Raw genomic sequence first — 11,632 nt, 5'->3', positions numbered from 1 at the left:
GCCACATTGGGGCGTCGAGCGCGGCGGTTGAAGACGATTGAGTCTTGCGGTCGCAAACGCGGCAAGGGGCTCGGCTAGATAAGCCCAAAGTGTTCGAGCGCGGTGACGACACCGTCGTGGTCGAAGCTGTCGGTTACGTAGTCGGCCTTTTCCTTGAGGAAGTCCGGCGCGTTGCCCATGGCGATGCCAACATCGACCGCCTCCATGAGGGCGATGTCGTTGCTCGCGTCGCCAATGCCATATACGGTGCCGTGGTCTGGTCCCAGGGCGTCAAGCACAGCCTTGATTCCGGCCCGTTTGGTGCACTCGCGCGGCGAGATTTCTGTGACCTCGAGCTCGAGCTCGTTGAGGCAGAGCAGAGGTCCAAGCTCTTCATCTTGGGCGATGCGGTTGGCAAGTGGTGTGGACATAAGAATTTTATAGGCGTTGTAGTGCTCAAGTTGCGTGACGGCGTCGCCCACGGTGCGTGCGTAGCCGTACGTCTCGGGGGCATCTGCACTCATGCGCACGACGCGATCGATGCCCTCAAAGCGAATGACCTCGCCCGATTGCTCGAGATAGGGGGCGAGGCGCTGTAGCAGACCAGGGTTTATGGCTGCATTTCGCACGATACGCCCCTCGAGTTCGGCGTAACCGCCCGCGAGGCACACGACGCCTGCCCACGGCAGCTCGAGCAGCTTGGGATGGATGCAGCTGAGGGTGCGCCCCGTACAGATAAAGGCTTTGTTGCCGTTGGCGACAAACGTGCGAATTGCCTGTGCAACCGTCTCGTCGGGATAGGGGGAGAGGTCTCGCTCGTCCTCGGGAAGCTCCTGGGCAAGTCTGGGATCTTGCCAGGCGAGCGTACCGTCGATGTCGAAGAAGCAGACATTGCCATGCTTTTTGGTGGCGTCGGCGGCATGAGAAGGCGAGGCGGCGAATGCAAAACCCGGTTCGAGGCCCATGATCTGGTCAAAATGCTCTTTAACGCGGGGAACGGAGATGCCGATGATCACCTGGGCGGTCTTGCCCGTAATGATGAGGCCCTTGGCGCCCGCCGCGACAAACGCCGCGTTATCTGCAACGATGGAAGGGTCTGCGACCTCGACGCGCAGGCGCGTGGCGCAGTTGGTTGCGCCCACAATATTGCCAACGCCACCTAAAAGCTGAATTACCCGCTCAGCGAGGACGTGATCTTGATCGGATCGACTATTGACCTCGTCATTGGGAGATTGCTCTTTGGCAAAGCCGCTTCCCGTTAAATGATCGATTGCCGCGCGATTGGCGACATGATCCTCGCGGCCCGGCGTCTTAAGGTCATAGATCAAGATGAGTGCTCGAAAACTAACAAAAAAGATGAGGCTAAAGGCAAGGCCGATACCGAGCGCCAAAAGGTAGGAGCCGGCATGCGTCCGCATGAGCGGAATAAAGTTGAAGGCTGCCATCTCCATGAGGCCGCCCGAGAAGATGCCGACGATGCCAAAGAGATTCATGGTTGTGGCAAGGCAAGACGATAAGACGGCGTAGAGAAAAAAGAGCCCGGGGTGGGTGAACATAAAGAGAAACTCGAGTGGCTCGGTAACGCCGCAAACCACCGAGGCGATGATGGCGGGAACAAGGATGGCCCTGAGGCCGGCGCGGCGCTCTGGTTTTGCGGTGGAGTAGAACGCGGCTGCGATGGCGGGAAGGCCAAAGAGCTTGACCCAGCCGGTGGCGGTAAAACCGGCCCACGGCGCAAGTTCATTAAGGGGGCGCGTGCTATGGGAGAGGATGGGGAGCAAGCTGCTCCACGTGGCGTAGATGCCGTCGTTAATGACCAGGTTGTCGTAGTAGATCGGCATGTAGAGCAGGTGGTGCAGCCCCATGGGCTCGAGCGCTCGCTCCAAAAGCACAAAGATGCCCACGCCAAAGGGGCCGACGCCCGCAAGTGCGTGGCGCAGTGTTTCGGTCACAGCGTATACGGAGGGCACGATGGCGGCCGAGATAGCGGCAAGGGCAAACACGGCAAAAAAGCTGATGAGGTAGACCAGCGAGGAGCCCGAGAAGGTGCCGAGCCAATCGGGAACCTTGACATCGTAGAAGCGGTCATGGATGGCGACGACGGTTGCCGACACCGCCAGCGGGCCGATAATGCCGGTGTCGAGCGTCTTGATGCCGTCGATGATGGTGATGCCGCTAGCGGAGGTCAAAGACGACGGGTACTTAAGTCCAAGGTTGTCTCCGCTCAGCTTGATGATCTCGCTCAAAAAGAAGCAATAGGCAAAATAGGCCACGAGCGCCTCGAGGCAACAACGTGCCGGTTGCTTTTGGGCAAGGCCGATGGGCAGCGCTACGGCAAAAAGGAGCGGAAGTCGTTTAAAGACCGTCCACGAGCCGCGCTGAATGATAGTCCAAAAAACGTACCAAGGGGTTCCGTATACGGCGAGGTCGCCGACGATATCCGCAGACGTTGCGAGGGCGGAGACGCCGACCATAAGGCCCGATATGGAAAACAACATGGCGGGCGCGAACATTGCCCCGCCAAAGCGTTGGATTTTTTGCAGCATGTTCTGCCTCCCGAATATCGAGGCGCGTTGCGCGTGGTGAAACGTTTAAACAATGGATTCATTGTAGAGGACCAGACGATTGTCATACCGGCAGTTTTGAGCGAAACCGGTTTGAGCGTGACAGAAACCGTCAACGGTTAAATCCTGTCGCTTTGCCGATAATCGGTTTAAACAACTTCAAGAAATGCTATCGTGCCTAGCCATACATATTCATTAGAGGTGAAGTCATGCCAAAAGCGATTTACGAAGGAATCTACCGCGAGATCCGTTCGCGCATCATTAACGGGACTTATGCGTTTCAGGAGATGCTGCCAACCGAAGCCGAGCTGACCGCGGAATTTGGCTGCACGCGCAATACCGTTCGACGCGCCTTGAGCATGCTGGCCGACCAGATGTTTGTGCAGCCTATACACGGCAAGGGCGTGCGCGTTATTTGGCTCAAGGGTGAAACCGACATGCTGGGCGCACTCGAGGAAGTCGAGTCGTTTGGCGAATTTGCAAAGCGCAACAATGCCGTTGCATCGACGGACGTTAAGTCTTTTGAGCATTTGATTTGCACCGAGCAACTCTCTCGTCGCCTGGGCTTTAAGGTGGGCGAGGAGTTGATTCGCGTGGTGCGTGTCCGAAGCCTCAACGGCAACGCGCGCCAAGTGGACCATGGTTACTTTTTGGAGTCAATCGCCAAGGGCCTGACGCCCGAGATCGCCGCAAAGTCAATTTACGACTATCTGGAGCACAAACGCGGCGTCAAGGTGATGGCGAGTCGCCGTACAGTGAGCGTCGAGCTCGCCAACGATGAGGACTGCAGCTATCTTGACCTCGGTAAATACAACTGCGTTGCCGTCATGGAGAGCCAGTCGTACACCTCGGACGGCATCTTGTTCGAGGTCACGCATGCCCGCACGCATCCCGAGATCTTCCATTACCGCGTCAACTCCAAGCGATAGCCGGCTAGCTCGCAGCCTGACGAGACTCATGCCCTCAAAGCGAAAACGCCCGGTCAAACCGACGATGCATCGGCTTGACCGGGCGTTTTCTCTGCATTTGATAACAAATAATTGTTTATACAAAACTTGTCAAGTATCAAGTTGAAATTACCGTTCACCGAAGTTTTTCTACCGCTCTAGTAATACTTGTTCAAACAAGTAGCCAAATAGCGTATCGTACAAATCAGCAAAAGGGGCAAAGTCCCCGAGCCAATCTCCGAAGGCGGCGGCAAAGGGTGCCGCCACGGTGTGAAAGGGTGGATTGTAATGAAGAACGAAATGAGCAGAAGGCAGTTCCTGGGCTTTGCTGGTTCCGCGGCTGCGGTTCTTGGTCTGGGTCTCGTGGGCTGCGGTGGCTCCGCCGGCTCCGGCTCCTCTGCTTCTGGTGACGCTGCCGAGGTTTACTTCCTCCAATTTAAGCCCGAGGTCGACAAGGAGTGGAAGGAGATCGCCAAGGCGTACAAGGAGGAGAAGGGCGTCGAGGTCAAGATCGTGACCGCCGCCTCCAACACCTACGAGGAGAAGCTCAAGTCCGAGATGTCCAAGAGCTCCGCTCCGACCCTGTTCCAGGTCAACGGCCCCACCGGTCTTAAGAACTGGAAGGATTACTGCGCCGACCTGTCCGATACCAAGCTCCGCGGTGAGCTCATTGACGACTCCCTGGCTCTGCAGTCCGATGGCAAGGATCTGGGTATCGACTGGGTCCAGGAGAGCTACGGCATCATCTACAACAAGCAGCTGCTCGAGAAGGCTGGCTACAAGGCCGAGGACATCAACTCCTTCGACAAGCTGAAGGCTTGCGCTGACGACATCCAGGCCCGCAAGGACGAGCTTGGCGTTGAGGGTGCCTTCACTTCTGCCGGCATGGATGACTCCTCCAGCTGGCGCTACACCACCCACCTCGCCAACCTCCCGCTCTACTACGAGTTCGAGAAGGAGCACAACCAGGAGGACGACGAGATCAAGGGCGAGTATCTCGACAACTTCAAGCAGATTTTCGACCTGTACATCACCGACTCCACCTGCGATCCTTCGCAGCTTGCCTCCAAGACCGGCGACGACGCCACCAACGAGTTCGCAACCGGCAAGGCCGTCTTCTATCAGAACGGCTCTTGGGCATACGCTGACCTCACCAAGGCCGGTATGACCGACGACCAGCTCGGCATGCTGCCGATCTACATCGGCGTCGACGGCGAGGAGAACCAGGGCCTGTGCTCCGGCGGCGAGAACTACTGGTGCGTGAGCTCCCAGGCTTCCGAGGATGCTCAGAAGGCCACCGAGGACTTCATGTACTGGTGCGTCACCGCTGACACCCCGACCAGCATCATCGCCGACAAGATGGGTCTGACCGCTCCGTTCAAGAGCGCCAAGGAGACCACCAACGTCTTCTCGCAGCAGGCCGTTGCCATGGCCAAGGACGGCAAGAAGACCGTCGCTTGGGACTTCGTCTACATCCCCTCTGAGGAGTGGAAGAAGAACCTCAAGCAGGCTCTGATCGCCTACGCTGCCGACAACACCAAGTGGGACGGCGTCAAGAACGCCTTCGTCGATGGCTGGAAGACCGAGAAGGCTGCTTCCGAGTAAGCAGTTGCTGCCCAAGCTATCTGATTAGCGACAGGGGGCGGGCAGACGTAGGTTTGCCCGCCCCCTGCATATTGAAAGGACCCTTCTATGGGCAAAGCACTCAAGCGCTGGTGGCCGCTCTTTATGCTGCCCACGTGCCTGGCGTTTATGATCGGGTTCGTGATCCCTTTTATCCAGGGCTTCTATCTCTCGTTCTGCCAGTTTATTACCATTAACAACGCGCACTTTGTCGGTATCGCGAACTACGTGCGCGCGCTGTCCGATCCGCAGTTTGCCACGTCGTTCTTCTTTACCGTGGCGTTTGCCTTCCTGTCGACGGTGCTCATCAACGTGATCGCCCTGGCAATTGCGCAGGCGCTCACCCGCAAGGCGCTCAAAGGCACCAACATCTTCCGTACGATTTTCTTTATGCCTAACCTGATCGGCGGCATCGTGCTGGGCTACATCTGGCAGATTCTGATCAACTGCCTGCTCTCCAACGTGGGCGCCCAGCTCATTGCCCTTAACTCCGCTGCCGGCTTCTGGGGCCTTATCATCCTGACCCTGTGGCAGCAGGTCGGCTACATGATGATCATCTACATCGCTGGTCTGCAGTCCATTCCGTCCGACTACATCGAGGCCGCCAAGGTCGACGGTGCCACGGCATGGCAGACGTTTTGGAAGGTTAAGATCCCTAACCTGATGCCGACCATCACCATTTGCCTGTTCCTGTCCATCACCAACGGCTTTAAGCTGTTCGACCAGAACCTCGCCCTTACCGGCGGCGCCCCCGCGCACTCCACCGAGATGCTCGCCCTGAACATCTACAACACGTTCTATTCGCGTGCCGGTATCGCATGGCAGGGTATCGGTCAGGCCAAGGCGGTTATCTTCTGCATCCTGGTCGTAGCCATCTCCATGATTCAGCTTAAGGCCACGAGGTCCAAGGAGGTGCAGCAGTAATGAAACGCGATAAGGTTATCAACCGCGCGCTCTCGATTTTCTTTACGATCCTGTCGCTCGCGTGGATCTACCCCGTGTTTATGATTGCGCTCAATTCCTTTAAGAAAGCGACCGCAATCAGCACCACCACGGCATTCGATCTGCTCACGCCCGAGACGTTCAACGGCCTTGCAAACTACGTGCACGCCCTTAACGAGCAGGGCTTTGCCTCGGCATTTATGTACTCGCTCATCATCACGGTCACGTCGGTCGTGCTGATCTTGGTGTGCTGCTCCATGTGCGCTTGGTACGTGGTTCGCGTCAACAGCAAGATCTCGAACTTCTTCTATTACCTGTTCGTGTTCTCGATGGTCGTACCGTTCCAGATGCTCATGTTCACGCTGTCCAATTTGGCGGACCGCATTTGCTTTAACACGCCGTTCAACATCTGCTTTATCTATCTGGGCTTTGGCGCGGGCCTGGCGGTCTTTATGTTCGCCGGCTTTGTAAAGAACATCCCGCTCGAGATCGAGGAGGCGGCCATGATCGACGGCTGCAACCCGGTCCAGGTGTTCTTTAAGATCGTCCTTCCCATCATGAAGCCCACCTATCTTTCGGTCGGCATTCTCGAGACCATGTGGGTCTGGAACGACTACCTGCTGCCCTACCTTACGCTCGACTCCACCAAGTACAAGACCATTCCTATCTTGATCCAGTACTTCCGCGGTGGCTACGGCCACGTCGAGCTCGGACCCATGATGGCCTGCATCATGATGGTTGTTATCCCCATCGTCATCATGTACATCCTCTGCCAGAAGTACATCATCGACGGCGTGGTGGCAGGTGCCGTCAAGGGCTGATGCCGTAACTGTTTTGCAAGTTTCTGCGGCGCCCCTCAGCGCGGCGCCGCACATCGAAAGGTAAAGACATGGCCGAGATCGTTCTCAAACATGTTCAGAAGGTGTATCCCAACACCGAGTCCAAAAAGAAGGGCTTCTTTGGCAAAAAGAAGAAGACCGAGGAGAAGAAGCATAACCTTAAGGTTACCGAGGATGGCGTGCTCGCTGTAGAGGACTTCAACCTCACCGTTCACGACCAGGAGTTCGTCGTCCTCGTTGGCCCGTCTGGCTGCGGTAAGTCCACGACGATGCGCATGGTTGCCGGCCTGGAGGACATTACCTCGGGCGACGTGCTCATCGACGGCAAGCGCGTCAACGACGTGGCGCCCAAGGACCGCGACATCGCCATGGTGTTCCAGAGCTACGCTCTGTACCCCAACATGACGGTGTACGAGAACATGGCGTTTACGCTTGAGCTCAAGAAGGTCCCCAAAGACGAGATCGACCGCAAGGTTCGCTCCGCTGCCGAGATCTTGGGTATCACCGAGTACCTCGACCGCAAGCCCAAGGCGCTTTCGGGCGGCCAGCGCCAGCGTGTCGCTATCGGCCGCGCCATCGTGCGTGATCCTAAGGTCTTCCTGATGGACGAGCCGCTGTCCAACCTGGACGCCAAGCTGCGTAACCAGATGCGTGCCGAGCTCATCAAGCTGCGCCACGAGATCAAGGGCACGTTCATCTATGTTACTCACGACCAGACCGAGGCCATGACTCTCGGCGACCGTATCGTGGTCATGAAGGACGGCGTTGTCCAGCAGATCGCCACTCCGCAGGAGGTCTTCAACCATCCCGCGAACATTTTCGTCGCCGGCTTCATCGGCGTGCCGCAGATGAACTTCTTCGATGCCCAGCTGGTGCGCTCGGGCGACGGCTTTACCGTCAAGACCGACGACATGAATGTCGCGCTGGCCCCCGAGACCTGCGCTCAGCTCGCCCTTAATTGGGACGGCGGCGACGTGAAGGAGATCACGGCCGGCGTACGTCCCGAGCAGATTCTGCTTGCCGAAAAGGGCGAGGAGGGTGCGCTTCAGGGCACCATCGAGGTCACCGAGCTCATGGGTTCGACCGAGCACGTTCATGTGATGTCTCCCGACGGCCAGTTTGTCCTGATCATCCCCGTCGTCGATCTCGAGGCCAAGGGTGCGCTCAAGGCGGGCGACCCCATCTGGTTCAAGTTTGAGAAGAACGCGACCCATCTCTTCGATAAGGTGTCTGGCAAGAACCTTATCTAGGCCCGATCCAATCAGGCCCTCCTTTTGGGCGACTGCGGCTTTGCCATCCTTTTGCCGCGGTCACATATAAGACTCCCCTCCCGTCCACTGGGCGAGAGGGGAGCCTTTCTTTTACAGGCTTTAGCCTGTGCGGGGCGCGCAGCGCGCCGCATCAGAAACCACCCGCTATGCGGGTGGGGCCAAACGGCTTTACAAAGCCGCCCCCTCGCCGGACACTTGCGATTGTTCAGGCCGCAAGGAATCCGAGTCGAGAGGGCGGTGGTGGCGTATGGCCCAGAAGGCCTACAGCCTGTCGCACACGAAGTGGATGTGCAAGTACCACGTCGTGTTCACGCCGAAGTATAGGCGCAAAGTCATCTACAACCAAATAAGGTCCGACCTTGGGGAGATCTTCAGGAAGCTCTGCCAGTACAAGGGGATCGAGATCATCGAGGGGCACCTGATGCCCGACCACGTCCACATGCTGCTGGCGATACCGCCGAAGTACAGCGTCGCGAGCGTCATGGGCTACCTGAAGGGGAAGAGCTCGCTGATGATATTCGACAGGCACGCGAACATGAAGTACAAGTTCGGCAACAGGAAGTTCTGGGCCGAGGGCTACTACGTGTCCACCGTCGGCCTGAACGAGGCCACGATCGCGAAGTACATCCGGGAGCAGGAGAGGGCCGACATCGCGCTCGACCGGCTGAGCGTCAAGGAGTACGAGGACCCCTTCGATAGGGGGCCGGGGCGCAAGTAGCGCCGGTTTGACCGGCCCGCCACGGGTCAATCTGCAGTGCGGCCCGAACCCCGTGAGGGCCGGCGCCTTTAGACGCGTGCCGGAAATCCAAGGGTTATACCCTAAGAGCAAACCACCCCTTTTAGGGGTGGTTTTGATTGTGCTGGGGCCGTTGATCTGCCGGTTTGTCTTGATCTGTAACAGGAGGAGGGCCAAATTGGGTCTAGATGTTACAGATTGAGACAGCATCGAGCTGCCTATCCTTTCATCTCGATCTGTAACACGGGAGGCTGATTTCGGCAGCTACCTGTTACAGAACGAGATTGTTTGGTCGAGACAAATCACGGGCCGGCGTATCGGCACAAAAAGCGGAGCCGCGTTGCCGCGACTCCGCTTTCAAGAGGATGGGTAAAGGAAACGAAATTAGCTCAGGTGCCAAATCTCGTCGTTGTACTGGGAGATCGTGCGGTCAGACGAGAAGGTGCCGGCGTTGGCGATGTTGATCAGCGCCTTGCGCATCCAAGCGTCCTGGTCCTCGTAGTCGGCTAGCACGCGCTCCTTGGTCTGGATGTACTCCTCAATGTCGAGCAGGGCCATAAACCAGTCCTTGCCCTTGATGTCGTCGTGCAGGCGCTGCAGGCGCTCGGCGTTGCCGGTCGCCATAAAGGCGGGGTTGGTGATGAAGTCCACCAGCAGCTTGATGCCGGGCTTGCGATAGAGCGCGCCGGCGTCATAGCTGCCGTCGGCGTAGAGCTGCTCGACCTGCTTGGAAGAGGCACCAAAGGTGTAGATGTTCTCGTCGCCCACGAGCTCGGCAATCTCCACGTTGGCACCGTCAAGCGTGCACAGGGTCAAAGCGCCGTTGAGCATGAACTTCATGTTGGAGGTGCCGCTCGCCTCCTTGGAGGCCAAGCTGATCTGCTCGGAGATATCGGCGGCGGGGATCACACGCTCAGCAGCGGTGACGTTGTAGTTCTCGATCATGACAACCTGCAGGTAGGGGGCCACGTCGGGGTCGTTGGCGATCCACTGCGACAGTGTCAGGATCAAATGGATGATGTCCTGGGCGATGGTGTAGGCAGGTGCCGCCTTGCCGCCGAAGATGATGGTGACGGGATGCTTAGGTCTGTTGCCGTTCTTGATGTCGAGATACTTCCAGATGATGTAGAGCGCGAGCATCTGCTGGCGCTTGTACTCGTGGATGCGCTTGACCTGGACGTCGATGATGGCGTTGGAGGGAATGGTCACGCCCTGCTCGAGCGCCATGAACTGGCGCATGATGGTCTTGGCTTCGGCCTTGGTGGCGGCCAGGCGCTCAAGAACATCCTTGTCGTTAGCGAATTCGGCGAGCTTGCTCAGGTCGCCGGTGCTGCGCCAATCGGTGCCGATCACATCGTCGAGCAGGCTGGCGAGCGCGGGGTTGGCGCCATGGATCCAACGGCGGAAGGTGATGCCGTTGGTCTTGTTGGAGAACTTCTCGGGATAGATCTCGTAGAACGGGTGAAGCTCGGTGTCCTCCAGAATCTTGGTGTGGAGTGCGGCGACGCCATTGATGGAGAAGCCAAAGTGAATGTCCATGTGGGCCATGTGGACGGTGTCGTGCTCGTCGATGATGGCGACGCGCGGGTCGTCGTGCTCGGCCTTGGCAACCTCGTCGAGCTTGACGATGATGTCGGCGATGGCGGGCGAGACCTTCTGCAGGCTGGCGAGCGGCCACTTCTCGAGCGCCTCGGCAAGGATCGTGTGGTTGGTGTAGGCGACCATGGAGCGCACGATGGTAACGGCCTCGTCAAACTCGATGTCGTGCTCGGTGGTGAGCAGGCGGATGAGCTCGGGAATGACCATGGTGGGGTGCGTGTCGTTGATCTGGACCACGGCGTAGTCGGCCAGATCGTGCAGGTTGCTGCCGCGCTCGACGGCCTCATCGATCAGGAGCTGGGCGGCGTTGCTCACCATGAAGTACTCCTGGTAGATGCGAAGCAGGCGGCCCTGCTCATCGGAATCATCCGGATAGAGGAACAAGGTGAGGTTCTTGGCGATCTCGGTCTTGTCGAAGTCGATGGAGCTGCCGGGGACCAGGCCGTCGTCGACGCTCGCCAGGTCGAACAGGCGCAGGCGGTTTTTGGTGGGCTGGTCGTAACCGGGCACATCGATGTTGACGAGCTTGGAGGTAACGGCAAAATCGCCGAACTCGACGGTGTAGGAGCGGTCATCGTCGACTAGGATGTCCTGCTCACCGAGCCACTCGTCGGGGACGGCCTTCTGCTGGTTGTCGACAAAGCGCTGACGGAACAGACCGTAGTGATAGTTGAGGCCCACGCCATCGCCGGTCAAGCCCAGCGTGGCGATGGAATCCAGGAAGCACGCGGCCAGGCGGCCCAGGCCGCCGTTGCCGAGCGACGGCTCGACCTCGAATTCCTCGATCTTGTTGAGGTCGTGGCCTGCGGCGGTGAGCTGGTCCTTAACCTCGTCGTAGATGCCGAGGTCGATCATGTTGTTGATGAGCAGCTTGCCGATCAAAAATTCGGCGGAAATGTAATAGAGTTTTTTCTTGCCGTTGTTGAGCGGGCAGGTGGCGGAGCGCTCCTGCACGAGTTTGACCAGCAGCTTGTAAATGCGACGGTCGTCGAGCTGCTCGAGCGAGGTGCCAAAAGACTGCTCGGCGAGTTCCATGAGGTTAATTTGGGGCATGTTTTCTCCTGTGATGGGTTGTTTCATGTCTGCAATTCATAAGAATCCCGCGCGAGGGGATTGGGGTGGCCTCGCGCGG

8 protein-coding genes are annotated in these 11,632 nt (G+C 58.1%); 6 read left to right on the top strand and 2 right to left on the bottom strand.

What is annotated here, in order from left to right:
- Positions 1-74: 74 nt before the first annotated feature.
- A complete protein-coding gene (locus tag OGM60_09505; protein UYJ00183.1) occupies positions 75-2,453 on the bottom strand; it encodes a PTS transporter subunit EIIC in 2,379 nt (792 codons plus the stop codon).
- 299 nt (positions 2,454-2,752) lie between these two features.
- Here OGM60_09505 and OGM60_09500 point away from each other — a divergent pair, with 299 nt between their 5' ends.
- The 6 genes from OGM60_09500 to tnpA all read left to right on the top strand — a co-directional run bounded on the left by OGM60_09500 (position 2,753) and on the right by tnpA (position 8,883).
- Entirely contained in the window at positions 2,753-3,472 is a 720-nt protein-coding gene (locus tag OGM60_09500) for a GntR family transcriptional regulator (GenBank protein UYI99109.1), read from the top strand.
- 306 nt (positions 3,473-3,778) lie between these two features.
- Positions 3,779-5,095 carry an ABC transporter substrate-binding protein gene (locus OGM60_09495; protein UYI99108.1) on the top strand — a complete coding sequence of 439 codons (1,317 nt, stop codon included), beginning with the start codon at positions 3,779-3,781 and terminating at the stop codon, positions 5,093-5,095.
- 87 nt (positions 5,096-5,182) lie between these two features.
- Positions 5,183-6,037, top strand: a complete 855-nt coding sequence (locus OGM60_09490) for a sugar ABC transporter permease (GenBank protein ID UYI99107.1) — start codon at positions 5,183-5,185, stop codon at positions 6,035-6,037.
- Positions 6,037-6,876 carry a carbohydrate ABC transporter permease gene (locus OGM60_09485; protein UYI99106.1) on the top strand — a complete coding sequence of 280 codons (840 nt, stop codon included), beginning with the start codon at positions 6,037-6,039 and terminating at the stop codon, positions 6,874-6,876. The genes OGM60_09490 and OGM60_09485 overlap by 1 nt, the downstream gene beginning before the upstream one ends.
- A 68-nt stretch (positions 6,877-6,944) precedes the next feature.
- Positions 6,945-8,144: a sn-glycerol-3-phosphate ABC transporter ATP-binding protein UgpC gene (gene ugpC, locus OGM60_09480; protein ID UYI99105.1), complete on the top strand. Its 1,200-nt coding sequence runs from the start codon at positions 6,945-6,947 to the stop codon at positions 8,142-8,144.
- 268 nt (positions 8,145-8,412) lie between these two features.
- Positions 8,413-8,883 carry an IS200/IS605 family transposase gene (gene tnpA, locus OGM60_09475; protein UYI99104.1) on the top strand — a complete coding sequence of 157 codons (471 nt, stop codon included), beginning with the start codon at positions 8,413-8,415 and terminating at the stop codon, positions 8,881-8,883.
- Between the two features lie 402 nt (positions 8,884-9,285).
- Here the strand turns inward: tnpA and glgP are convergent, their stop codons facing one another.
- Positions 9,286-11,553 (bottom strand): glycogen/starch/alpha-glucan family phosphorylase, encoded by a 2,268-nt coding sequence (gene glgP, locus OGM60_09470; GenBank protein ID UYI99103.1) that lies wholly within the window; start codon positions 11,551-11,553, stop codon positions 9,286-9,288.
- Positions 11,554-11,632 lie beyond the last annotated feature (79 nt).

This window comes from Coriobacteriaceae bacterium (assembly GCA_025757745.1).
In the GTDB taxonomy this organism is placed as follows: domain Bacteria; phylum Actinomycetota; class Coriobacteriia; order Coriobacteriales; family Coriobacteriaceae; genus Collinsella.
Note: the sequence above shows the minus strand (reverse complement) of the source record. Positions and strands in the feature narration are given on the sequence as shown.

Coding starts and splice junctions, on each gene's coding strand:
- OGM60_09505 (UYJ00183.1), bottom strand. CDS start 2,453: ATGGTCGGCGTCTCCGCCCTCGCAACGTCTGCGGATATCGTCGGCGAC.
- OGM60_09500 (UYI99109.1), top strand. CDS start 2,753: ATGCCAAAAGCGATTTACGAAGGAATCTACCGCGAGATCCGTTCGCGC.
- OGM60_09495 (UYI99108.1), top strand. CDS start 3,779: ATGAAGAACGAAATGAGCAGAAGGCAGTTCCTGGGCTTTGCTGGTTCC.
- OGM60_09490 (UYI99107.1), top strand. CDS start 5,183: ATGGGCAAAGCACTCAAGCGCTGGTGGCCGCTCTTTATGCTGCCCACG.
- OGM60_09485 (UYI99106.1), top strand. CDS start 6,037: ATGAAACGCGATAAGGTTATCAACCGCGCGCTCTCGATTTTCTTTACG.
- ugpC (UYI99105.1), top strand. CDS start 6,945: ATGGCCGAGATCGTTCTCAAACATGTTCAGAAGGTGTATCCCAACACC.
- tnpA (UYI99104.1), top strand. CDS start 8,413: ATGGCCCAGAAGGCCTACAGCCTGTCGCACACGAAGTGGATGTGCAAG.
- glgP (UYI99103.1), bottom strand. CDS start 11,553: ATGCCCCAAATTAACCTCATGGAACTCGCCGAGCAGTCTTTTGGCACC.